Raw genomic sequence first — 22509 nt, 5'->3', positions numbered from 1 at the left:
TGGTTAAGGCCGCTCTAACGCGGCGCGTCCAAATGAAAAGGGCGGCCCGAGGGCCGCCCTTTCGTGTCGTCCGGTGACGGAGGGATCAGCGGAGGAACTGGAGGACCTGCTGGTCGCCCTGCGAGGCGAAGGACAGGGCCGAGGTTGCGAGCTGCGCGCGGGTGTTGAGCGCGAGCAGGTTGGCGCCTTCCTCGTTCTGGTCGGCGAGGGTGAGGTTGTCCGCACCACCGCGCAGCGTGTTGATCATCGACTTGGTGAAGTCCTGGCGGTTCTGCACCACCGAGAGGTTCGAACCGAAGGCCGAGGACTGCGACCGGAGCGAGCTCATCGCCGAGGACAGGTCGGTGAGGATCGCGTCGAGGCCGCTGTCCGTGTCGGCCACCGCGGCGGACTGGGCGTTGATCCCGAGGTTGGTCGAGTTGATGGACTCGCCACCCTTCGACTGGATCGTGATCGAGGACGAACCCGTCTCGTTGAAGGTGATCGACAGGGCGTCGCCGCGGAGCAGGTTGATGCCGTTGAAGGAGGCATCCTCCGCGGTGCGGTCGAGCTGCTGGCGCAGATCGTTGAACTGCGTGATCAGATCGGCGCGGACCGTGTTGCCGCCGATCGTGCCGCCGGTGCCGGTGGTGGCGTCGGCCGTGTCGGTGACCGTCAGGTCGGCCGTCGACAGGTTCTCGATGCGGAGCTTGCCGTTGTCGTTCGAGGCGCGAACCTTGGACGTCAGCGACGAGTTGCCGTTGATCGAGGCGACGACGTCGTCGACGGAGGCGTTGGCCGAAACCGCGACCGTGACGGCGGTGATGCCGACGGCGCCGCCGGTGAAGACGATGTCGCCGGTGCCGGCCGTGGCGGTGAAGGCATAGCTCTCGCCCTTCCAGGACTTGTCCTGACGGGCCTGGCGGATCGAGGACTGGAGCGACTCGACGGTGCGGGTGATCGACTTCAGGCCGTTGTCGGCCGCTTCCAGGGTCTTGATGCCGTTGGACATGGAGTCCAGCAGGGCGCCGAGGTCGTTGCCGCGCGAGTTGAGGGCGGCTGCGGTGAAGAAGTTCGTCGGGTTATCGAGGGCCGAGTTGACCTTCTTGCCGGAAGCGAGGCGGCCCTGAATGGTTTCACGCAGCGAGGAGATGTTCTGCAGCGCGAGAAGGTTCGAGCGGACGCCGCGCGAGATGGTGATGTCAGACATGGATACTGCCCTCTCCTAGGGACCCCTGCTTCTGAGGGGTGGTCGATACGCAACCTCCACATCCTGGGAGGGCCTTCAATTCTCGAAGGCGGGATCACGATGCACCGGACATCGTTAAAAAAGCGCATACGAGCAGAAGTTTTTTACCATGTCCGGACACCGGCCATTATCCTTGACCATCCCTTACGCGAGAAGGCTCCCTGCGAAGGCTGCCGGAAACGTAAAAAGGGCGGCCCGAGGGCCGCCCTTTCGTACCGTCCCGTGACGGAGGGATCAGCGGAGGAACTGGAGGACCTGCTGGTCGCCCTGCGAGGCGAAGGACAGGGCCGAGGTTGCGAGCTGCGCGCGGGTGTTGAGCGCGAGCAGGTTGGCGCCTTCCTCGTTCTGGTCGGCGAGGGTGAGGTTGTCCGCACCACCGCGCAGCGTGTTGATCATCGACTTGGTGAAGTCCTGGCGGTTCTGCACCACCGAGAGGTTCGAACCGAAGGCCGAGGACTGCGACCGCAGTGATCCGAGCGCCGTGGAGAGATCCGACAGGATCGAGTCCAGTCCTGTGTCGGAATCGGCCACAGATGTCACCTGCGTATCGATGCCGAGATTGGTCGCGTTGATCGACTCGCCACCCTTCGACTGGATCGTGATCGAGGACGAGCCCGTCTCGTTGAAGGTGATGGCGAGGGCATCGCCACGCAGCAGATTGATGCCGTTGAAGGAGGCGTCCTCCGCGGTGCGGTCGAGCTGCTGGCGCAGGTCGTTGAACTGCTTGATCAGGTCGGCGCGAACCGTGTTGCCGCCGATCGTGCCGCCGGTGCCGGTGGTGGCGTCGGCCGTGTCGGCGACGGTCAGGTCGGCCGTCGACAGGTTCTCGATGCGGAGCTTGCCGTTGTCGTTCGAGGCGCGAACCTTGGACGTCAGCGACGAGTTGCCGTTGATCGAGGCGACGACATCGTCGACGGAGGCGTTGGCCGAAACCGCAACCGTGACCGCGGTGATGCCGACGGCGCCGCCGGTGAAGACGATGTCGCCCGTGCCGGCCGTGGCGGTGAAGGCATAGCTCTCGCCCTGCCACGACTTGTCCTGACGGGCCTGGCGGATCGTCGACTGCAGCGACTCGACCGTCTTGGTGATCGACTTCAGACCGTTGTCGGCGGCTTCCAGGGTCTTGATGCCGTTGGACATAGAGTCCAGCAGGGAGCCGAGGTCGTTGCCGCGCGAGTTGAGCGAAGCGGCGGTGAAGAAGTTGGTCGGGTTGTCGAGGGCCGAATTGACCTTCTTGCCCGAGGCGAGGCGGCCCTGGATGGTCTCACGGCCGGCGGCGATGTTCTGCAGGGCCAGAAGGTTCGAGCGGACGCCGCGCGAAATGGTGATGTCAGACATGATACGCAAGTCCCTTTTCTAGGGCCCCTCAGCAGCACCGAGAGGGTGGGGTACACCCCCCGGTTCGGGAGGGCCTTCTTTCCTTGAAGGCGGTATCACATTGATGCGTTAGTCTTAATGTTCCGACAGTTTTCAAGGTTTATGGGAGATTAATGCTCACAAATTCCGCAACGGCACCGCATCAATGCAAAAAGGGCGGCCCGAAGGCCGCCCTTTCGTCTCTTCCGGTGAGGGATGAGATCAGCGGAGGAACTGGAGGACCTGCTGGTCGCCCTGCGAGGCGAAGGACAGGGCCGAGGTTGCGAGCTGCGCGCGGGTGTTGAGCGCGAGCAGGTTGGCGCCTTCCTCGTTCTGGTCGGCGAGGGTGAGGTTGTCCGCACCGCCGCGCAGCGTGTTCATCATCGACTTGGTGAAGTCCTGGCGGTTCTGAACCATGGAGAGGTTGGAACCGAAGGCCGAGGACTGCGACCGCAGCGAACCCAGCGCCGTGGACAGATCCGTCAGCACCGCGTCGAGACCGGCGTCCGAGTCGGCCACCGACGTCGCCTGGGCGTTGATCCCGAGGTTGGTCGAGTTGATCGCATCGCCGTTCTTGGACTGGATGTTCAGCGAAGACGAACCGGTCTCGTTGAAGGTGATCGACAGGGCGTCGCCGCGCAGCAGGTTGATGCCGTTGAAGGAGGCGTCTTCCGCGGTGCGGTCGAGCTGCTGGCGCAGGTCGTTGAACTGCGTGATGAGGTCGGCGCGAACCGTGTTGCCGCCGATCGTGCCGCCGGTGCCGGTGGTGGCGACCGCGGTGTCGGTGACCGTCAGGTCCGAAGTGGACAGGTTCTCGATGCGCAGCTTGCCGTTGTCGTTCGAGGCGCGAACCTTGGACGTCAGCGACGAGTTGCCGTTGATCGAGGCGACGACGTCGTCGACCGAGGCGTTGGCCGAAACGGCGACCGTGACGGCGGTGGTGCCGACGGCGCCGCCGGTGAAGACGATGTCGCCCGTGCCGGAGGTGGCCGTGAAGGCATAGCTCTCACCCTGCCATGACTTGTCCTGACGGGCCTGGCGGATCGCCGACTGCAGCGATTCGACCGTCTTGGTGATCGACTTCAGGCCGTTGTCGGCCGCTTCCAAGGTCTTGATGCCGTTCGACATCGAGTCGAGCAGGGCGCCGAGGTCGTTGGAACGCGAGTTGAGCGAAGCGGCGGTGAAGAAGTTGGTCGGGTTGTCGAGGGCCGAGTTGACCTTCTTGCCCGAGGCGAGGCGGCCCTGGATCGTCTCACGCTGCGACGCGATGTTCTGCAGGGAGAGAAGGTTGGAGCGAACGCCGCGCGAGATGGTGATGTCAGACATTGTAGTACCCTTTCCTAGGGACCCCTGCTTCTGAGGGGCAGACGATGACGCCTCCGCATTCTGGGAGGGCCTTCAGTTCTCGAAGGCACACCGACTGTGGCTTTCGGCGATTAAAAAAGGCTTTTTTCTTTGGTGAGCTTTAAAGACTTCAAAGTGATGGTAAACACAACACGAATTCTACTTTATTTAGGAATTGTTAACCTTGACAAATTACTTAAGGGTCACGGGCGAGGGAGGTGATTCATGGCGGGACAGGACAACGGGACACTGCCTCTTCCCTCCGGCGTGACGACGTCCGAGGTCCGGGAACTCGGCCTTCTCCTCCGCGTCGAGGAGATCGACACCATCGGCAAGAGCATCGCCTTTCTGGTGCAGGAAATCCTACTGAAGGGCTTCGATGCCGTCGATCACGCCGATCTCGCCGCCCGTGTCGCTCTCATCCTCGAGGCCATGCCGAGCGCCCGTCCCCTCGTCATCGGCATGCAGTTCGCGCTGTTCGACGGCGACTACGCCGTCGCCCTCGACCACGCCCGCATGATCGTCGAGCGCGAAGCCGCGCTCATGGAGCTCGCCCTGGCGCGCCGCGACACGGTCTCCCAGACCTGACGGCAACGGCGTCCGGACCGCTCCGATCCTTTACCATCCGTTTACCATAACCGCCCATGCTCCAATCCCGGTGCGGGCCAGGGGCGACAAGATGCGGGTGGTCATTCTCGCGGGTGGACGCGGAACCAGGATCTCCGAAGAAACCGACGTGAAGCCGAAGCCGATGGTCGACGTCGGCGGGCGGCCGATCCTGTGGCACATCATGCGCCACTACGCGGCGCAGGGCTTCGACGACTTCATCATCGCCGGCGGCTACAAAGCCGACGTCATCAAGCGCTTCTTCCTCGACGAGGTCCGCATGGCCGGCGACCTCATGGTCGATACCCGCCGCGGCAGGGTGCTGCGGTCGGGGCCCGCCTTCGACAACTGGCGGGTGCGGATCGTCAACACCGGCCTCGACACCAATACGGGCGGACGCATCCTGCGGCTCAAACCCCATCTCGACGGCGCGCCGTTCCTCGTCACCTACGGAGACGGCGTCTCCGACGTCTCCATCGATGCAGTGATCGCCCAGCATCGCGCCCAGGGGCACCTTGCGACCATCACCGCCGTCCACCCCCCTGCCCGCTTCGGCGGCATCCGTTTTGACGGCGAGGACGTCGCCGGCTTCGTCGAGAAGCCGCAGACCGGCGAGGGCTGGATCAACGGCGGCTTCGCGGTCTTCGAGCCGGGCGTCTTCGACTATCTGGCGCTCGACGGCGACGACGGCTCGCTTGAGGTGGCGCTCTACGAGCGGCTCGCCCGCGAGGGCAAGCTCGGCGCCTACCGGCACGACGGCTTCTGGCAGTGCGTCGACACGCTGCGCGAGCTGCGCCTGCTGCAGGGCCTGTGGGACAGCGGCAAGGCGCCGTGGAAGACGTGGACCGACGAGCCTGTCCGCTCGGCGGCGGCGGCATGAGGCTGAGATGAAGGTTCTGATCACCGGCCATGCCGGCTATGTCGGCTCGGTTGCCACGGCAGTCCTCGCCGAGGCCGGGCACGAGGTCACCGGCCTCGACACCGGCTACTTCGCACCCTGCCACACGGAGGGCATGGAACCGGCCGATCCGCCGCGCGTCATAGCCAAGGACGTTCGCCATGTGACGGCGCAGGACCTCGCCGGCTTCGACGCCATCCTCCATCTCGCCGCGCTGTCCAACGACCCCATGGGCGACCTCGCCCCGGAACTCACCGCCGCCATCAACCGCGACGCGACGGTTGCGCTGGCGACGATGGCCAAGGCCGCAGGCGTCTCCCGCTTCATCTTCGCCTCGTCCTGCTCGATCTACGGTGCCGGCAATCCCGACCTGCTGCTCGACGAGACAGCGCCGGTCAATCCGTTGACGGCTTACGCGTCGAGCAAGGTGGACTCCGAAACGGGCCTGCTCGCACTCGCCGACGCGAGCTTCGCCCCGACCTTCATGCGCAACGCCACCTGCTACGGCCTGTCGCCCCGGGTGCGCACCGATCTCGTCCTGAACAATCTCGTCTGTTCGGCGCTGTCCACCGGCGAGGTGAAGCTGCTGTCGAGCGGTCTCGCCTGGCGGCCGCTCCTTCACGTCCGCGACCTCGCCCGCGCTGCCGCCGCGATTCTCGCGGCTGATCCGGCCGCGGTCAGGGGCGAGGCTTTCAACATCGGCCAGAACGGCGAGAACCACTTCGTCCGCGACATCGCCGCCATCGTCGCCGAGGCCGTTCCGGGTTCGAAGGTCACCTTCGCCGAGGGCAACACCATCGACCCGCGCTCGTACCGGGTCGACTTCTCGAAATTCGCCCGCGCCTTTCCGGACTTCCGCTTCCTCCACACGGCGACCTCGGGGGCGAGGGAATTGGTTGCCGCCATGGCCGGCCGGACCTCCGCCGCCGACCTCACGGGGCAGCGCTATGTCCGCCTCGCCCGCCTGAAGCACCTGATGGAGAAGGGCGCGCTGGCCGCAGACCTCACCTGGAAGGGCCTGCCCGACACCGCGCCGCTCACCGCCGCGCGCGAGCGCGTCCCGGTCGCCGGCCCCTCCATCACCCAGCGCGAGATCGACCTCGTCGCGGATGCGGCAAGGAACGGCTGGTTCGCCAATCATGCCGCCTACAACCTGCGCTTCGAGGCCATGGTCACCGAGCAGACCGGCCGCAAGCACGCCATCTCGCTGGCCCATTGCACTTCGGCCATCCACCTCGCCCTCGCCGGCCTGAACATCGGTCCCGGCGACGAGGTCATCGTCCCCGAATGCACCTGGGTCGCCACCGCCTCCCCCATCGTGCAGGTCGGCGCCACCCCGGTCTTCTGCGACATCGACCCCGTGACCTGGTGCATGTCGCCGGCGAGCTTCGCCGCCGCCACCACGCCGCGCACGAAGGCCGCCATCGTGGTCGACCTCTACGGCGGCATGGCGGACTGGGCGCGCCTCGAGGCGATCGCCCGCGACGCCGGCATCATCCTGATCGAGGACGCGGCGGAGGCCATCGGCTCGCGCTATCGCGGCAAGCCGGCCGGCTCCTTCGGCCGCGCCTCCGTCTTCTCCTTCCACGGTTCCAAGACGGTGACCACCGGCGAGGGCGGCATGCTGGTCACCGACGACGATGCGCTCGCCGAGCGCGTCAACATCCTGCGCGACCAGGGCCGCCATCCGACCTCGCGCGCGCTGATCACCGAGGAGGTCGGCTTCAAGTACCGCATGTCGTCGATGCAGGCCGCGATGGGCATCGCCCAGATGGAGCGCCTCGACGAGCTCATCGTGCTGAAACGCGACATCTTCGCCTTCTATGCGGAGGAACTCTCCGGGGTCCCCGGCCTGACGCTCAACGCCGAGCCGCCGCAGGTGTTCAACTCCTACTGGATGGTCACGGCGGTGCTCGACCCCGCCCTCGGCCTCCTCAAGCAGCAGGTGGCGGCCGAAATGGGCGCCGACGGCATCGACACCCGGCCCTTCTTCTATCCCCTCAGCTGGCAGCCTGCCTTCCGCAGCCAGCCCTCGGCCGCGGGAGCGCCAGCGCGCAATCCCAACGCCTATGCGATCTCGCCGACGGGCATCAACCTGCCGAGCGGCTACAACGTCACCCGCGACGTCGCCGCGCGGGTGTCGCGCTCGCTGAAATCCATTCTCGCGCGGCACGCCCGCCGCGCCGCCTGACGATCGGACCCGCCATGCCCGCCAGCGCCGCCGCCCTGACGCCGCCCGCCGTCGCTCCGGCGACGCGCCCGCTCGTCACCATCGCGCTGCCGACCTACAACCGCGCCCAGTATCTCGACCGCTTCTTCAGCCACCACATCGACGCCTTCACCGCGCGCGGCATCGACTTCGAGATCCTCGTCTCGGACAACTGCTCGACCGACGACACCGCCGAGATCGTGGCCCGTTGGGCGAAGGACGAGCCGCGCATCCGCTCGGTCCGCCAGACCGAGAACATCGGCGCCTACGGGAACTTCCTCTACAGCTGGCGTCAGGCGCGCGGCGAGTTCGCGATCTGGGTGGGCGACGACGACCTGCTCGTGCCCGATGTCGTCATCGACTATCTCGGCCGCCTCTCTGCCGATCCAGACCTCGTGATGATTCAGGCGCCGTGGATGCTCATCGACGAGACCCGCGACAACGCGGAGATCGGCACCTTCTACCGCATCGACGGCGAGCGGACATTCCGGCAGGGCGAGCACGCCCGCTGCCTCGACTATCTCCTCGATCACCACATCTTCCCGGAATGGTTCATCATCCGCACCGATGTCGTACATGACGTAATCGAGCCGGTGACCGGCTTCGTCTTCCACTACTTCGCCCATCTCGCCCGCGCGCTGACCGTCGGCTCGGTCCTGTTCGCGCCGCGCCCCTTCGCCCGCGTCACCGCCATCTCCAAGGGCGGCGTCAACCACTCCGGCAACAGCGAGACCATGGACGGATGGGACCGCTTCCGCGGAGGGATCGAGTTCTTCGCCTCGTTCATCGAGCCAGCGCCGCTCGCCGACCCGGTGCAGTCGGCCACCCTGCTGCGGCGTTTCCAGGACTTCACGCTGAAGCGGATGCAGGTCGCCATCAACCTGCATGTCCAGGCCGGCAACTGGAGCCATGCCTATCATCTCGACCGCCGCGTCCGGGCCTATGGGCAGCCCGGCTGCCATCCCGACATGCGACCGGTGGTGTCGGGTCTCTGCGCCATCGAGACGCTCGTTGCCGAGGCGCGGGCGCAGGCGCGCCCTCTCCTTGTCCTCGACGACCTCATCGCCGACGACACGCTGGAAAGCCTCAACCCCGCGATCCGCGCGGCCATTATCCGCCGCCGCGATCCGCGCGCCGCATCCGACACGCCGAAGGCCTTCGCCCTCGTCCAGCCGCCGCCGGCCGATATCGTCGGGCCGAATGACCTGGTGCTGGACCTGCACGCCGCCTTCCGGCGCACGCCGCCCTGACATGACCATCGCACTGGTTGGCGAAGGCGGTGCGCAGATGGTCTTGCGCGACACGCCATGGGATGCCCGCGCCCTTGGCCGCCCGACCCTCGACATCGTCTCCCTGGCGCTGGCGACCGAACAGGGAATCGGCACCGACGATGACCTCTTCCAAGCATTCGATGACATCTGCCGGGAGCATCGGGCCGGTCTCATCACCGTGCGTCTCTCGGCCGAGCGCCGCGTCGCCGTATCCCGGCTGCAGACGGCCGGCTTCCGCTATGTCGAGACGGTGCTGCGCCTGCGCTATGCCAATCTCGCCCGCTTCGCGCTGCCCGCAACCGGACGCGCGATGGCGCTGCGCGAGGCGCGTCCCGAAGATGCCCCGGCGCTGATCGAGCAGGCCGCCGGCACGTTCCGCTATGGTCGCTTCGCCGAAGACCCCGCCATCGACCCTGAGGTCAACCGCCGCCGCCAGATCGACTGGATGGAGGGCCTGCTCGCCGGCAAGGCCCGGGTGCTGGTCTCCGATGTTGGAGAGAAGCCGGGCGCGTTCCTGGCCTTCAGGGTCGAGGACGGCACGGCCGAGTTCGTCCTCGGCGGCACGCGGCCGGAGCAGGCCGTCCTCGCCCATCCTTTCTGGAGCGCTGTCCTCGGCCGGCTGAGGCAGGACGGCGTCCGGCGCGTCGAGACCGTGATCTCAGCGGCCAATCTGGGCGTGCTGAACCTCTATGCCCGCCTCGGCTTCCAGGCGCACGAGACCCTGATCGGCCTGCATCTTCACCGCCCATGACGCGAAACGGGCGCCCGAAGGCGCCCGTCCCGTTCATTCAGGTCGCGTCGCCGCTTACTGTTGCGGTGCCTGCGTGTTCTGCTGGTTGAGCAGTTCCGTCACCCGGCGCAGCGTCACGCGCCGGTTCTCGCGCGAGGCAGCTTCCGTCTGAACCTTCGGATACTGCTCGCCATAGCCCTGCGTCGTCAGGTTTTCCGGCGGGATGTTGTAGGACTGCGTCAGCACCGCGGCGACCGCCTGGGCGCGACGATCCGACAGCGACAGGTTGTCCACGTCGTTGCCGACGAGGTCCGTATGGCCTTCGATCAGGAACACCTCGTTCGGATTGGCCGTGATGGCCCTTCCGAGCGCCGCGGCAATCTTGTCGAGGCGGCTCACCTGATCAGGCTTCACCTCCCAGGAACCGAGATCGAAATTGATCGTGTCGACGTCGACGCTGCGCGTATAGGCGCGCACCGTGGGGCTGTGACGCACTTCGTCCAGCGTATAGCGCCGCGGCGGCCGCTGCACGGGAGGCGCTGTCAGCGTCTCGTAAATCAGGTCCTCGTCCGCGACACCGGCATCGACGATGTAGCGTTCGCGCGCCATGGAATATTGCGGCGGCGGAAGCACGATGATCTGATCCTCGAACGTCCGTGCGCGGGGCCTGAAGGAATTGTCGATGAGAATGACCTCGCGACCGTCGGGATAGCGGCGGATGCGGCGGACGAGCTGGCCGTTGTCGTCGGTCACCGTGATGACGCGTATGCCGCCCGGCCGGTCGTAGAACGAAACCATCTCGTTGCCGCGCCGCTCGGTGCGGAAATCACCGCCGAGATCGCGGAAGCGCGCGGTCTCGTCGTGGCGGATGAACACCCCTTCTCCATCTCGGACAATGGTCCGCCCGGGCTCATGGATGACCGTCACACCATCCTGCGTGAATTCGCGGCGGCGTTCGCGAACCTGATCGACCCGCTCGGCACGGGCGCCCTGGCTCAGCATGAAGCCGCCGATCAGGCCGGCGCCGACGCCGATGGCTGCTGCACCGGCGGGGCCGATGCGCGAGCCGCGCCGCTGCTCCGGAGGTCCGCTCGGAGGCTGGCCGCCGGCAAAGCCGCCGGGAGCAGCCCCGGGAGGAGCCGTGCCGGGCATGCCCGGTCCGCGCTGTCCGACGGCGGGAGGCTGCACCGCCCCCGGAACCGTGCCGGGAGGCTGGGCGACGCCGGGAGGCGTGCCGGGCGCGCCGGGGCCACGCTGGCCGATGGCCGGCGGCGGCGTGCCGGGAGGCTGGGCGACGCCGGGAGTGCCGGGCGCGCCGGGGCCACGCTGGCCGATGGCCGGCGGCGGCGTGCCGGGAGGCTGCGCGACGCCGGGAGTGCCGGGCGCGCCGGGGCCACGCTGGCCGATGGCCGGCGGCGGCGTGCCGGGAGGCTGCGCCACACCGGGAGCGCCGGGCATTCCGGGACCGCGCTGGCCGATGGCCGGCGGCGGCGTGCCGGGAGGCTGCGCCACGCCGGGAGTTCCGGGGGCACCGGGAACGCGCTGGCCAATGGCCGGCGGCGGCGTACCGGGAGGCTGCGCCACGCCGGGAGTGCCGGGCGTTCCGGGCGTTCCGGGACCGCGCTGGCCAATACCACCGCGCGGGGGCGTGCCGGGCGCTGTCGTGCCGGGTTGTGCCGTGGGCGTGCCGGGGACCGGCTGCCCTGCGACGGGCGGGCGCTGGCCGGCGGGAGGCTGCGCCGTCTGTCCGGGCGGCGTGCCGCCGAAAGGCGGGCGACCGTCAGCCGGACGAATGGCGCCGGGCGTGCCGGGACGGGTCTGCTGCGGCGCGGCGACGGCCGGCGGAGTTGCCTGCGGCGGGACACCGCGTGCCGGCTGACCCTGAACCGGCGGGGGCGCGGTGCGCCCTCCCACGGCCGGAGGCGGGGCCTGACGCACTGCCGGAGGCGGAGTGGGCTGGCGAACGGCTGGGGGCGGAGCAGCCTGCCGGACGGCCGGCGGAGGATCGACCTGACGGACCGTCGGCGGAGCAGCCTGACGCACCGCAGGCGGGGGGGCGGCCTGACGGACCGCCGGGGGCGGAGCGACCTGCCGAATGGCGGGAGGAGGAGCCGCCTGGCGCTGCACGGGCGGGGCCACGCTCGGCTGCTGAACGACCGGCGCACGCGGCTGGACGGGCGCGACCGGCGGGCGAACCTGGGCGGGAGGACGCGCCTGCTGCGGCGGCGGGGCGCCCGGACGTGCCCCCGGCCGGCGGGGATCGGGTTGCTCGGCCTGCGCCAGCAGCACCGGCGCATCCATGCGCAACACCTGCGCGAAGGCCGGCGCCGCCAACAGGCCCGGCAGGATCGTGCCGGCGAGCAGCGCACGTTTCATGGCAGTCATGGTCCAACTCCCAGAGGGTTCATCGCGCCGGCACGGAGGCCAACGCTTTCGTAGGCCATGCCACCCCGAAAAGGCGGCGCAATCGCGACCATCAGGCGGCAGGTCGAGGTATTTGCCTTAACGTTGTTCATCTTCAAACGTTCCATGCGGAACGCAGAGAGTGGACGTGCCGGAGACCGCGGCGGGTCAGAGCGGCTTCTTCAGCCACTTCCCGATGACGCCGACGATTCCCTCGCGGAACACCAGCACGCAGATGACGAAGATGATCCCCTGCAGGATGGTGACCCAGTCGCCGAGGCCGGCAAGGAAGTTCTGCATGGAGATGATGACGGCAGCGCCGACGATGGGGCCGAAAACGGTGCCCATGCCGCCGACGAGGGTCATCAGCACCACCTCGCCCGACATGCTCCAGTGCACGTCTGTCAGCGAGGCGAGCTGAACGGCGATCGCCTTGGTGGCGCCGGCCAGCCCGGCGAGCGAGGCCGAGAGGACGAAGACCGCGAGCTTGTACTGGTTGACCCGATAGCCGAGCGAGACGGCGCGCGCCTCGTTGTCGCGGATCGCCTTCAGCACCTGCCCGAAGGGCGAATGGATGATGCGGTAGATGAGCAGGACGCCGGCCAGGAAGATGCCGGCGACGAGATAGTAGGTCGTCGTGTCGTTGCCGAGCGGCAGCACGCCGAAGAGATGGTTCCGCGGAACGGCCTGGATGCCGTCCTCGCCGCCCGTGAACTTCGGTGTCTGCAGCGAGAAGAAATAGACCATCTGCGCCAGCGCGAGCGTGATCATGGCGAAGTAGATGCCCTGCCGGCGGATGGCCAGCGAGCCGAAGACAAGTCCCAGACCCGCCCCGGAGGCCGTGCCGAGGAGGATGGAGAGCTCGGGCGTCAGCCCCCAGTGCTTGGCCGTATAGGCCGAGACATAAGCGGCGAAGCCGAAATAGGCGGCATGGCCGAAGGACAGCAGGCCGCCATAACCGAGCATGAGGTTGAAGGCGCAGGCGAACAGCGCGAAGCACAGCACCTTCATCAGGAAGAACGGATAGCCGATCACCGGAATGAACGGCAGCACGACCAGCAGCGCCGCCAATGCGATGAACAGCGAGCGGTGCAGGGCGACATGGTCCGACGCGGCGGCCGGATCGGACACGGGAGCGGCGATGGTGACCTCGGCCATCAGGCGGTCCTCCCGAAGAGGCCGGCGGGCTTCACGAGCAACACGATGGCCATGATGATGAAGATGACGGTGGCCGAGGCCTCAGGATAGAAGACCTTGGTCAGGCCCTCGACGATGCCGAGGCCGAAGCCGGTGACGATGGCGCCGAGGATCGAACCCATGCCGCCGATGACCACCACGGCGAAGACGACGATGATAAGGTCGGCGCCCATGTTGGGGTTGACCGAGTAGATCGGGGCGGCGAGCACGCCAGCGAAGGCCGCAAGCCCTACGCCGAAGCCGTAGGTCAGCGTGATCAGCAGCGGCACGTTGATGCCGAAGGCCTGCGTGAGCGTCGGGTTCTCGGTGGCGGCCCTGAGATAGGCGCCGAGCCGCGTCTTCTCGATGACGAACCAGGTGGCGAGGCAGACGATCAGCGAGGCGACGACCACCCAGCCGCGATAATTCGGCAGGAACATGAAGCCGAGGTTCTGGCCGCCGCGCAGTTCGGCGGGGATCTGGTAGGGCAGGCCGGAAGAGCCGAAATAGTTGCGGAACAGGCCCTGGATGATGAGGGCGAGACCGAAGGTGAGCAGAAGCCCGTAGAGATGGTCGAGGTGATACAGGCGCTTGAGGAAGAGGCGTTCGACGATGACGCCGGAGACGCCGGCGATGAGGGGGGCCAGGAGCAGCGAGGGCCAGTAGCCGATGCCGGCCCAGTTGAGCAGCACCCAGGCGATGAAGGCGCCCATCATGTACTGCGCGCCGTGGGTGAAGTTGATGATGTTGAGCAGGCCGAAGATGACGGCGAGGCCGAGACTGAGGATCGCGTAGAACGAGCCGTTGATCAGCCCCAGAAGGAGCTGTCCGAAAAGGGCCTGGGGCGGAATGCCTAGAAGCTCGAACATGGACTGCGGATCCCGGAGAAGGCGGGGCGCCGCCGTGCGGCGCCCCGGATGCTGGTCGGATCAGGAACGAACGAGCGGGCAGGCGTTGGCGCTGAGCGGCCGGAACGCCTCCTCGGCCGGCAGCGTGGCCAGCAGCTTGTAGTAGTCCCACGGGCCCTTGGACTCGGAGGGCTTCTTCACCTCGAACAGATAGGCCGGGTGCAGCTTCCGGCCGTCGGCGCGGATCGTGCCCTTGCCGAACAGCGGGTCGTCGGTCTCGTTGGCCTTCATCCAGGCCATGACCTGCGCCGGGTCCTTGGTCTTCGTCGCGGCGATGGCCTTCAGGTAGTGCAGCGTCGCGCCATAGACGCCGGCCTGCACCATGGTCGGCATGTTGCCGCCACGCTGCGGCGCGAAGCGGCGCGACCAGGCGCGGGTGCTGTCGTTGAGATCCCAGTAGAAGGTCTCGGTCAGTACCAGGCCCTGCGCCGTCTGCAGGCCGAGGGCGTGGACGTCCATGACGAAGACGAGAAGGCCGGCGAGCTTCTGGCCGCCCGCGGTGATGCCGAACTCGGCGGCCTGCTTGATCGAGTTGACCGTGTCGCCGCCGGCATTGGCAAGGCCGATGACCTTGGCGCGCGAGGCCTGGGCCTGCAGCAGGAACGAGGAGAAGTCCGTGCCGGGGAAGGGCGTGCGGACGGCCCCGAGCACGCGGCCGCCGTTGCGCTGGACGACGGCCATGGTATCGCGCTCCAGCGCATGGCCGAAGGCATAGTCGGCGGTCAGGAAGAACCAGGTGTCGCCACCGGCCTTCACCATGGCGCCGCCGGTGCCCTGCGACAGCATGTAGGTGTCGTAGGTCCAGTGTACCGTGTTCGGCGAGCACTGGGCGCCCGTGAGGTCGGAGGTTGCAGCGCCGGAGTTCAGGTGGATCTTGTTCTTCTCGCGAGTGATCTGGTTGACGGCCAGCGCCACGGAGGAGGTCGGAACGTCGGCGATCGCGTCGACGGCGTCGTTGTCGTACCACTGGCGGGCGATGTTGGCGCCAACGTCAGGCTTGTTCTGGTGGTCGGCGGCGACGATCTGGACGTTGAGGCCCTTGGCGGCGGCGCCGAAGTCTTCCACGGCCATACGCGCGGCGATGGCCGAGCCCTCGCCGGTCAGGTCGGCGTAGAGGCCGGACCGGTCGTTCAGCACGCCGATCTTGACGTTGATGGGCTGCTGGGCCTGCGCCATCGAGCGGGCGGTGAAGGCGGTGGCGGCGGCGCCTGCCATCACGGAGCGGCGGTTCATTCGGAACATGGTCATACTGGCTTCCTCCTATGGGGTCCGGAAAAGTCGGATTTTCTTGTTGTTGCGCAGCTTACACGCCCAGATGGGCGTGCAGCTTGTCGATATTCCGCTCGAGATCGGCGTTGGGGATCATGTCCACCACGCGCCCCTGCTCGACGAGATAATGGCGGTCGGCCACCGTCTGGGCGAAGCGGAAGTTCTGTTCGACGAGGATGATCGTGAAACCCTCGCGTTTCAAGCGCGCGATGGTCCGCCCGATCTGCTCGATGATGACGGGAGCGAGCCCTTCGGTGGGCTCGTCCAGCAGCAGAAACTTGGCGCCCGTGCGCAGGATGCGGGCGATGGCGAGCATCTGCTGCTCGCCGCCGGAGAGCTTGGTGCCCTGGCTGGTGAGACGCTCCTTGATGTTGGGGAAGAGCTCGAAGATCTGATCGACGCTCATGCCGCCGGGGCGCACCTGCGGCGGCAGCATCAGGTTCTCCTCGACCGAAAGGGAGGAGAAGATGCCGCGCTCCTCGGGCACATAGCCGATGCCGAGTTTCGCGATGGCGCGCGAGGACATGTCGACGGTCTCCGCGCCCTCGTAGCGGATGGATCCCGAGCGCTTGCTCATGATGCCGATGATGGACTTCAGCGTGGTCGTCTTGCCGGCGCCGTTGCGGCCGAGCAGCGTCACCACCTCGCCCTCGCCGACGTCGAGATTGACGCCGTGCAGGACATGCGACTCGCCGTACCAGGCGTGCAGGTCACGCACTTCCAGCATCGGTTTCACCGTCGCGTCGCGGGTCAGGTCCATTGCCGCCTCAGCCATGACCGGCTCCGATATAGGCTTCGATCACGCGGGGATCCTTCGACACCGTGGCGTAGTTGCCCTCGGCCAGGACCTTGCCGCGCGCCAGCACCGTGATGAAGTCGGAAAGCGAGGCGACGACCGACAGGTTGTGCTCCACCATCAGGATGGTGCGGTTGGCCGAGACGCGGCGGATCAGTTCGGCGATGCGGTCGACATCCTCGTGGCCCATGCCGGCCATCGGCTCGTCGAGCAGCATCATTTCCGGGTCGAGCGCCAGCGTGGTGGCGATCTCCAGCGCCCGCTTGCGGCCATAGGACAGTTCGACCGCCTGGACGCGGGAGAACTCGGCGAGACCGACGGCCTCGACCAGGCTCTGTGCCTCGGCGTCGAGCGATTTCAGGACGGTTTCCGAGTTCCAGAAGTCGAAGCTGTCACCCCGCTTGCGCTGCAGGGCGATCCGCACATTCTCCAGCACCGAGAGATGCGGAAAGACCGCCGAGATCTGGAACGAGCGGACGAGCCCCAGCCGGGCGATGTCGGCCGGCTTCGTCCGCGTGATGTCCTGCCCCTTGTAGGTGATCGTCCCGCGGGTCGGGATGAGGAACTTCGTCAGCAGGTTGAAGCAGGTCGTCTTGCCGGCGCCGTTAGGGCCGATCAGGGCGTGGATGGTCCCCCGCCGAACGGCAAGGTCCACGTCGCTCACCGCCGTGAAGCCCTTGAAGTCCTTCGTCAGACCCTGCGTCTGCAGAATGATCTCTTCGTTCGTTCCCACCATGCACTCTGTTCTTTTGCCCGTGCGTTGGCCGGCATTGCTGCATGGCACGGAAGCGATAGTCAATCCAAAACCTGACTGCGACGTCATGTCTAACGACGGAGGGTCTTCGGCGCCTTGGACAGGATTGTCGACCACGAGGGCCGTCTTTGAATGACATGAACCGTGATCAGGAGATGTGAACCAACCGGTCGTCGCGACGTTGTGTCGATATGCCAATCCGGCACCTTCTTTGGAGGATACCATGAAGAACACTTTCCTGATCGGCGCCGCCTTTATCGGCTCGCTCGCCCTCGCCCTTCCCGCCCATGCCCAGACGCGCGAACCCGGCCTGCCGCCTGGGGTTGGCGCGGGTGCGGCGACCGGCGCCGTCGGCGGCGCCATCGTCGGCGGCCCTGTCGGTGCGGTTGTTGGCGGCGCGGCCGGCGCGGTTGTCGGCGGCATCGCCGAGTCCACCCGTCCGCGCTTCCGCGAGTACGTCGTCGAGCGCCGCCACACGTCCTACGACTACGACGGCGAGGTCGTCGTCGGCCGCCAGCTGCCCGAGCGGGTCACCTACTACCAGGTGCCGCGCGAGTATGGTGCGACGGAATACCGCTACACCGTGGTGAACGGCCGCACCGTGCTGGTCCAGCCGGGCACGCGCCGCATCGTCCAGGTCATCGACTGACCTCGGATGCGCCGCTGATCTTGGAAAGGGCGCCCCCCGGGGCGCCCTTTCTGCTGTCCGGAGGAGGTCAGTCCCTCGCCCGACGCGGTTGCACTGCCGGGCGCCCCGCTCGACACTCGGCGGCGGGAGACAACGCCAGAAGGACGCCGTCATGTGGGAGCCGAGCCCGATCTATCCTGACCCGTCGATCGAGATCCTCGATCCGCGGTTCCTGAAGTACCGCCTGTTCAACGCCGCCGTGGAGCGGCTCGCCACCGGCCTGCGCTGGGGCGAGGGCCCCGTCTGGATCGGCGACCAGCGCTGCCTGCTGGTGAGCGACATCCCCAACGACCGCATCCTGCGCTGGGACGAGGAAACGGGAGCCGTGACGGCCTTCCGGTCGCCCAGCAACAAGTCCAATGGCAACACACGCGACCGTCAGGGCCGGCTGGTGACCTGCGAGCACGGGGGGCGGCGGGTCATCCGCACCGAATATGACGGCTCCACCACCGTCATCGCCAGCCACTATCAGGGCAAGCGCCTGAACTCGCCGAACGACGTGGTTGTGAAGTCGGACGGCTCCATCTGGTTCACCGATCCCGCCTTCGGCCTGCTCAGCCATTACGAAGGCACGGTGGCGGAACCCGAGCTGCCGCAGAACGTCTATCGGGTCGATCCGGAGACGGGCGAGGTTGTGGCCGTCGCCGAAGCCGTTGCGGGACCCAACGGCCTCTGTTTCTCGCCCGACGAGACGGTCTTCTACCTTGTCGAATCCCGCGCGGCGCCCCACCGCCTCATCTCGGCCTATGACGTCGCGCCCGACGGCCGGAGCATCGCCAACCGGCGCATCTTCACCGATGCCGGCCCCGGCGGCACGCCCGACGGCATCCGCTGCGACGTCGACGGCAATCTGTGGTGCGGCTGGGGCATGGGCTCGGCCGAGCTCGACGGTGTGATGGTCTTTGCGCCCGACGGCACGGCCATCGGTCGCATCCGCCTGCCCGAACGCTGCGCCAATGTCTGTTTCGGCGGCCGCAACCGCAACCGCCTGTTCATGGCGACCGGACGCGGCCTCTATGCGCTCTACGTCAATACGCAGGGCGCCCCTGGCGGCTGAGAACCGGATTCATCCCCCAGAACGCGGCACCGCCGCGCTTCTGGCGAAACGCGGCGGTGACGTGATGATGGAACGCCTGCGGCGCGCCTAGAGTACGCGCCGCGGATCGAAGGTGTCGCGCAGGCCGTCGCCGATGAAGTTGATGGCGAGAACCGTCACGAAGATCGCAGCGCCGGGGAAGAGCGCCCAGTGCGGCGCATAATCGAGGAAGTCCTTTGCGTCGAACAGCAGCCGCCCCCAGGTGGGGATGTCCGGCGGGAAGCCGAGGCCGAGGAAGGACAGCGTCGATTCCGCGATGATCGCCGCCGCCACATCGATGGTCGCGGCGACGATGACCGGCCCCATGGCGTTCGGCAGGATGTGGCGGACCACCTGGCGCGTCTTGGAGGCACCGAGGGCGTGCGCCGCCTCGACGAACTCCTTCTCGCGCAGCGACAGGAACTGCGCCCGCACGAGCCGCGCCACCGGCATCCACCTCAGTCCGCCGATGACGACGACAATCAGGATGAACACGCCCATCTCGACGCCGAAGACATCCTTCAGCGCGTCGCGGAACAGGTAGATGATGAGCAGCAGAAGCGGCAGCTGCGGCAGCGACAGGAAGAGATCCGTCACCCACATCAGCGCCGTGTCGACGCTGCCGCGGGAAATGCCCGCGATCGCCCCGATGATGACGCCGACGATGATCGCGACGAGCATGGCGGCAAGACCCACCGCGAGCGAGATGCGCCCGCCATAGATCATGCGCGCCAGAAGATCCTGCCCGAGGTCGTCGGTGCCAAAGGGATGAGCCCGCGAGGGCCCCTGCAGGCGGGCAGTGAAATCGATGTCGTTGATCGACACCGGCCAAAGCCAGGGGCCGACGATCACGGCAGCGATGATGGTCAGCAGCGCCACGCTGCTGGCCACCGCCAGCTTGTGCCGGCGGAACTTGCGCCAGGCGTCGACCCACGGCGAGACATGCTCGGCGGTGACGACGGCTCCGATCTCGGCCACCGCCGGATCAGCGGAAGGCGATGCGGGGGTCGAGCCAGCCATAGAGGACATCTGCAATCAGGTTGAAGGTCACGACGAGACAGGCGAAGACGAAGGTCACCGCCATGATGACAGGGGTATCGTTGGCGAGGATGGCGCTGATCAGCAGCGAGCCGATTCCGGGGATGCGGAAGATCTGCTCGGTGACGATGGCGCCGCCGAAGACGGTCGGCATCTGCAGCGCGACGAGCGTGACCACGGGGATCAGCGCGTTGCGCACCACGTGCTTGACGATGACGGTCTTCTCGCCGAGCCCCTTGGCGCGGGCCGTGGTGACGAAGTCGAGACGGATCACGTCGAGCACGGCCGAACGCACATAGCGGGTGTAGGACGCCGCCTGGAACAGGCCGAGCACCATGACCGGCATGATCGCCTGGCGGATCTGCTCCCAGTACCAGCGCCAGCCCGTCGCCGCGATATCGGTGCGGTAGACGAAAGGCAACCAGTCCAGCCAGATCGAGAAGACCAGGATGAACAGGAGACCCGTGAAGAACGTCGGCAGCGAGAAGCCGATGAAGGCGAAGGTGTTGGCGATCTGGTCGAAGATCGAATAGGGCCGGGTCGCCGCATAGATGCCGACCGGCAGGGCGACAGCCAGCGCGAGGATCTGCGAGGAGCCGATGACGAAGATCGTCGCCGGCAGCCGCTGCATGATCAGGGTGTCGACATTGACGCGGCTGGCGAAGGAGAAGCCCCAGTCGCCCTGCATCATGGCCGAAAGCCAGCGGACGTAGCGGATATAGACCGGATCATCGATGCCGAACTTCTCCCGAAGTGCGAGACGCACCTCGGGAGGGATGTTCGGATTGGTGGCCATCTCCTCGAAGGGATCGCCGGGGGCCAGCGCCAGCACCGTGAAGAGCACGACGCTGATGCCAAGCAGGCTCGGAAGGGCGATCAGCAATCGCCGGACGAGATAAGTACCCATGGAGTCTGTGCCTGGTTCCTCTTGAGCGGGACCTGACGCCGGATGGCGTCAGGGCCGGAACCATGCGTTCAGCATCCACAGATCCAGATCCCAGCCGCTGGGCTGGACGACCAGGTTGTTGCTGGAGGCCGCCATGCGGGTGCGGGCCAGAACCGGAACGATGATGTTCTCGCCGCAGAAGATGTCGTTCATCCGGATGAACAACGCCGTCCGCTTGGCAGGATCGAGCGAGTTCTGCGCTTCCTTGAAGGCGTCATCAGCCTCCTTGCTGGAGAAGCGCGAGATGTTGCGACCCTGCCACTTGTTCTCCTTGTTGGCGATCTCCCACGAGACCAGCTGCATCATGAACCGCTCGGGGTCCGGCTGCAGCATGGTGGTCGTGTACATCTGCATGTCGCAATAGAACTTCGAATAGGTATCCGGGTTCGCGACATCCGAGGAGAAGTAGACGGAGGCGGTCACCGACTTCAGTTCGATGTCGATGCCGGCGCGCTGGGCGGCCTGCTTGATGATCGCCTGGGTCTTCTGACGCGGCGCGTTGATGGACGTCTGGTAGACGAACTTCAGCTTCTTGCCGTCCTTGGCGCGGATGCCGTCGGCGCCGCGGACCCAGCCCGCATCGTCCAGGATCTTGTTCGCCTTCTCGATGCTGAATTCGTACTTCATGTTCGGCGAGACGTAACGGGGCGGAGCATTGACGAAATTGCCCGTCGCCTTGCCGCCGCGGCCGTAAATGAACTTCTGCACTGATTCACGGTCGATCAGCAGGTTGATCGCCTTGCGGACCGCCGGATCCGTCAGCGTCGGGTGCTTGGTCTTCACGCTCGAGCGCTCGCCGTCGACCTCGGTCCACGGATCGGTCGTGTTCAGCATGATGAACTCGATATTGCCGCTCGAGACGGGGACCGCCTTGCCGCGACCGCCGCGCTCCATGCGCAGGAGAATCTCATCCTCCACCTGCATGTTCCAAGCATAGTCATACTCGCCGGTCTGGATGACCGCACGCGCCGCCGACACCGCGTCGCCGCCACCTTTTACCTCGACACTGTCGAAGAAGGGCTGGCTGGCGATATGGTACTCGGGATTGCGCTCGCCGCGCAGAATGTCGCCCGGCTTGAAATCGATGAACTTGTAGGCGCTGGTGCCGACCGGCTTAAGGTTCGCCGGCGCGTCGCGGGAGGCGGCGCCCTTGTACTGCTCGAAGATGTGCTTCGGCAGGATCATGCCGGCGGCGCCGACGAAGGCGTCGGCCCAGAACGGGGTCGGCTTCTGGAAGGTGATCTTGATCGTCAGGTCGTTGACCTTTTCGACCTTGATATCCTTGTAGGTGCCGATGGTCGTGGCGGCGGTCGCCGAGTCGGCGGCATATTCCGCGGTGAACAGGCAGTCGTCGGCCGTGAACGGCTTGCCGTCGTGCCATTTCACGCCGGGCTTGAGCTTCCACGTGACGGAGAGGCCATCGGCCGAGACGCTGCCGTTCTCGCGGCTCGGAATCTCGGCGGCAAGGAACGGAATGAGTTCGCCTTCGGTGTTCCAGCCGGCAAGCGGCTCATAGAAGACGCGGGAGCCTTCCTGGTCCTTGGTGCCGATGGCGAAATGCGGGTTGAGCAGGGTCGGGGCCTGCCAGAGGAGGATCTTCAGCGGGCCACCGCCGCCGGCCTTGGTCGGCTTGTAGGGGGTGGTCGTCTGGGCCTGGGCCACGCCGTGGAAGTCCAGGATGTGCCAAGCGGTCGGGGCCGCGACGCCGACAGCCAGCATGCGCTGGATGAAGTCTCGGCGGGAGAGCCTGCCCTTCTTCACTTCGGCAACAAGGCCGTGGATTTCTGTCTCTTTCATCGCAAACACTCCTCGCA

At 66.8% G+C, this 22509-nt stretch carries 19 protein-coding genes; 7 read left to right on the top strand and 12 right to left on the bottom strand.

Annotated features, from left to right (window positions below):
- Positions 1-85: 85 nt before the first annotated feature.
- The 3 genes from ACJ4V0_RS13905 to ACJ4V0_RS13895 all read right to left on the bottom strand — a co-directional run bounded on the left by ACJ4V0_RS13905 (position 86) and on the right by ACJ4V0_RS13895 (position 3910).
- Positions 86-1189, bottom strand: coding sequence for a flagellin N-terminal helical domain-containing protein (locus tag ACJ4V0_RS13905; protein WP_448300184.1), 1104 nt, complete (start codon positions 1187-1189; stop codon positions 86-88).
- 273 nt (positions 1190-1462) lie between these two features.
- Entirely contained in the window at positions 1463-2566 is a 1104-nt protein-coding gene (locus ACJ4V0_RS13900) for a flagellin N-terminal helical domain-containing protein (protein ID WP_448300183.1), read from the bottom strand.
- A 240-nt stretch (positions 2567-2806) separates the two neighbouring features.
- Positions 2807-3910, bottom strand: coding sequence for a flagellin N-terminal helical domain-containing protein (locus ACJ4V0_RS13895; RefSeq protein ID WP_448300182.1), 1104 nt, complete (start codon positions 3908-3910; stop codon positions 2807-2809).
- A 243-nt stretch (positions 3911-4153) separates the two neighbouring features.
- Between ACJ4V0_RS13895 and ACJ4V0_RS13890 the strand changes: the two genes are divergently transcribed.
- The 5 genes from ACJ4V0_RS13890 (at position 4154) to ACJ4V0_RS13870 (ending at position 9663) form a co-directional block, all read left to right on the top strand.
- A complete protein-coding gene (locus ACJ4V0_RS13890) occupies positions 4154-4516 on the top strand; it encodes a hypothetical protein (RefSeq protein WP_448300181.1) in 363 nt (120 codons plus the stop codon).
- Positions 4517-4607: 91 nt separating this feature from the next.
- Positions 4608-5414, top strand: a complete 807-nt coding sequence (rfbF, locus tag ACJ4V0_RS13885; RefSeq protein WP_448300180.1) for a glucose-1-phosphate cytidylyltransferase — start codon at positions 4608-4610, stop codon at positions 5412-5414.
- Positions 5415-5421: 7 nt separating this feature from the next.
- Positions 5422-7623 carry a DegT/DnrJ/EryC1/StrS family aminotransferase gene (locus ACJ4V0_RS13880; protein ID WP_448300179.1) on the top strand — a complete coding sequence of 734 codons (2202 nt, stop codon included), beginning with the start codon at positions 5422-5424 and terminating at the stop codon, positions 7621-7623.
- 14 nt (positions 7624-7637) lie between these two features.
- Positions 7638-8891: a glycosyltransferase family 2 protein gene (locus ACJ4V0_RS13875; protein WP_448300178.1), complete on the top strand. Its 1254-nt coding sequence runs from the start codon at positions 7638-7640 to the stop codon at positions 8889-8891.
- A 1-nt stretch (position 8892) separates the two neighbouring features.
- A complete protein-coding gene (locus tag ACJ4V0_RS13870) occupies positions 8893-9663 on the top strand; it encodes a GNAT family N-acetyltransferase (RefSeq protein ID WP_448300177.1) in 771 nt (256 codons plus the stop codon).
- A 54-nt stretch (positions 9664-9717) separates the two neighbouring features.
- Here ACJ4V0_RS13870 and ACJ4V0_RS13865 read toward each other — a convergent pair whose 3' ends face one another.
- From ACJ4V0_RS13865 to ACJ4V0_RS13840, 6 genes are all read right to left on the bottom strand, one after another.
- The gene (locus ACJ4V0_RS13865) at positions 9718-12027 is read right to left on the bottom strand and encodes an OmpA family protein (protein ID WP_448300176.1); all 2310 of its coding nucleotides are present in this window, start codon (positions 12025-12027) and stop codon (positions 9718-9720) included.
- A 186-nt stretch (positions 12028-12213) separates the two neighbouring features.
- The gene (locus ACJ4V0_RS13860) at positions 12214-13203 is read right to left on the bottom strand and encodes a branched-chain amino acid ABC transporter permease (protein ID WP_448300175.1); all 990 of its coding nucleotides are present in this window, start codon (positions 13201-13203) and stop codon (positions 12214-12216) included.
- A complete protein-coding gene (locus ACJ4V0_RS13855) occupies positions 13203-14090 on the bottom strand; it encodes a branched-chain amino acid ABC transporter permease (protein ID WP_448300174.1) in 888 nt (295 codons plus the stop codon). The genes ACJ4V0_RS13860 and ACJ4V0_RS13855 overlap by 1 nt, the downstream gene beginning before the upstream one ends.
- Before the next feature lie 60 nt (positions 14091-14150).
- Positions 14151-15377 carry an ABC transporter substrate-binding protein gene (locus tag ACJ4V0_RS13850; protein WP_448300173.1) on the bottom strand — a complete coding sequence of 409 codons (1227 nt, stop codon included), beginning with the start codon at positions 15375-15377 and terminating at the stop codon, positions 14151-14153.
- 55 nt (positions 15378-15432) lie between these two features.
- On the bottom strand, positions 15433-16173 hold the full coding sequence (locus ACJ4V0_RS13845) for an ABC transporter ATP-binding protein (RefSeq protein WP_448300172.1): 741 nt from the start codon (positions 16171-16173) through the stop codon (positions 15433-15435).
- Entirely contained in the window at positions 16166-16930 is a 765-nt protein-coding gene (locus ACJ4V0_RS13840; protein WP_448300171.1) for an ABC transporter ATP-binding protein, read from the bottom strand. Before ACJ4V0_RS13840 ends, ACJ4V0_RS13845 begins: the two co-directional genes overlap by 8 nt.
- Positions 16931-17171: 241 nt before the next feature.
- On the opposite strand from ACJ4V0_RS13840, the gene ACJ4V0_RS13835 reads away from it, so the two are divergent.
- Both ACJ4V0_RS13835 and ACJ4V0_RS13830 read left to right on the top strand, forming a co-directional pair.
- Positions 17172-17597, top strand: coding sequence for a DUF1236 domain-containing protein (locus tag ACJ4V0_RS13835; RefSeq protein WP_448300170.1), 426 nt, complete (start codon positions 17172-17174; stop codon positions 17595-17597).
- Between the two features lie 151 nt (positions 17598-17748).
- Entirely contained in the window at positions 17749-18693 is a 945-nt protein-coding gene (locus ACJ4V0_RS13830) for an SMP-30/gluconolactonase/LRE family protein (protein ID WP_448300169.1), read from the top strand.
- A gap of 87 nt (positions 18694-18780) precedes the next feature.
- On the opposite strand, the gene ACJ4V0_RS13825 is transcribed toward ACJ4V0_RS13830, so the two are convergent.
- Genes ACJ4V0_RS13825 through ACJ4V0_RS13815 form a run of 3 tightly spaced genes read right to left on the bottom strand, consistent with a single transcriptional unit; the run spans position 18781 to position 22492 of the window.
- Positions 18781-19731: an ABC transporter permease gene (locus ACJ4V0_RS13825; RefSeq protein ID WP_448300168.1), complete on the bottom strand. Its 951-nt coding sequence runs from the start codon at positions 19729-19731 to the stop codon at positions 18781-18783.
- Entirely contained in the window at positions 19697-20656 is a 960-nt protein-coding gene (locus ACJ4V0_RS13820) for an ABC transporter permease (protein ID WP_448300167.1), read from the bottom strand. Before ACJ4V0_RS13820 ends, ACJ4V0_RS13825 begins: the two co-directional genes overlap by 35 nt.
- A gap of 48 nt (positions 20657-20704) precedes the next feature.
- Complete coding sequence (locus ACJ4V0_RS13815) at positions 20705-22492, bottom strand: peptide ABC transporter substrate-binding protein (RefSeq protein WP_448300166.1); 1788 nt, start codon at positions 22490-22492, stop codon at positions 20705-20707.
- Positions 22493-22509 lie beyond the last annotated feature (17 nt).

This window comes from Phreatobacter aquiterrae, assembly GCF_053471285.1.
The sequence above is the reverse complement of the archived record's forward strand: the minus strand, read 5'-3'. Positions and strand labels throughout refer to the sequence as shown.

What these genes read in the sequence shown, in the direction of transcription:
- ACJ4V0_RS13905 (WP_448300184.1), bottom strand. Translation starts at nt 1,189, where the DNA reads ATGTCTGACATCACCATCTCGCGCGGCGTCCGCTCGAACCTTCTCGCG.
- ACJ4V0_RS13900 (WP_448300183.1), bottom strand. Translation starts at nt 2,566, where the DNA reads ATGTCTGACATCACCATTTCGCGCGGCGTCCGCTCGAACCTTCTGGCC.
- ACJ4V0_RS13895 (WP_448300182.1), bottom strand. Translation starts at nt 3,910, where the DNA reads ATGTCTGACATCACCATCTCGCGCGGCGTTCGCTCCAACCTTCTCTCC.
- ACJ4V0_RS13890 (WP_448300181.1), top strand. Translation starts at nt 4,154, where the DNA reads ATGGCGGGACAGGACAACGGGACACTGCCTCTTCCCTCCGGCGTGACG.
- rfbF (WP_448300180.1), top strand. Translation starts at nt 4,608, where the DNA reads ATGCGGGTGGTCATTCTCGCGGGTGGACGCGGAACCAGGATCTCCGAA.
- ACJ4V0_RS13880 (WP_448300179.1), top strand. Translation starts at nt 5,422, where the DNA reads ATGAAGGTTCTGATCACCGGCCATGCCGGCTATGTCGGCTCGGTTGCC.
- ACJ4V0_RS13875 (WP_448300178.1), top strand. Translation starts at nt 7,638, where the DNA reads ATGCCCGCCAGCGCCGCCGCCCTGACGCCGCCCGCCGTCGCTCCGGCG.
- ACJ4V0_RS13870 (WP_448300177.1), top strand. Translation starts at nt 8,893, where the DNA reads ATGACCATCGCACTGGTTGGCGAAGGCGGTGCGCAGATGGTCTTGCGC.
- ACJ4V0_RS13865 (WP_448300176.1), bottom strand. Translation starts at nt 12,027, where the DNA reads ATGACTGCCATGAAACGTGCGCTGCTCGCCGGCACGATCCTGCCGGGC.
- ACJ4V0_RS13860 (WP_448300175.1), bottom strand. Translation starts at nt 13,203, where the DNA reads ATGGCCGAGGTCACCATCGCCGCTCCCGTGTCCGATCCGGCCGCCGCG.
- ACJ4V0_RS13855 (WP_448300174.1), bottom strand. Translation starts at nt 14,090, where the DNA reads ATGTTCGAGCTTCTAGGCATTCCGCCCCAGGCCCTTTTCGGACAGCTC.
- ACJ4V0_RS13850 (WP_448300173.1), bottom strand. Translation starts at nt 15,377, where the DNA reads ATGACCATGTTCCGAATGAACCGCCGCTCCGTGATGGCAGGCGCCGCC.
- ACJ4V0_RS13845 (WP_448300172.1), bottom strand. Translation starts at nt 16,173, where the DNA reads ATGGCTGAGGCGGCAATGGACCTGACCCGCGACGCGACGGTGAAACCG.
- ACJ4V0_RS13840 (WP_448300171.1), bottom strand. Translation starts at nt 16,930, where the DNA reads ATGGTGGGAACGAACGAAGAGATCATTCTGCAGACGCAGGGTCTGACG.
- ACJ4V0_RS13835 (WP_448300170.1), top strand. Translation starts at nt 17,172, where the DNA reads ATGAAGAACACTTTCCTGATCGGCGCCGCCTTTATCGGCTCGCTCGCC.
- ACJ4V0_RS13830 (WP_448300169.1), top strand. Translation starts at nt 17,749, where the DNA reads ATGTGGGAGCCGAGCCCGATCTATCCTGACCCGTCGATCGAGATCCTC.
- ACJ4V0_RS13825 (WP_448300168.1), bottom strand. Translation starts at nt 19,731, where the DNA reads ATGGCTGGCTCGACCCCCGCATCGCCTTCCGCTGATCCGGCGGTGGCC.
- ACJ4V0_RS13820 (WP_448300167.1), bottom strand. Translation starts at nt 20,656, where the DNA reads ATGGGTACTTATCTCGTCCGGCGATTGCTGATCGCCCTTCCGAGCCTG.
- ACJ4V0_RS13815 (WP_448300166.1), bottom strand. Translation starts at nt 22,492, where the DNA reads ATGAAAGAGACAGAAATCCACGGCCTTGTTGCCGAAGTGAAGAAGGGC.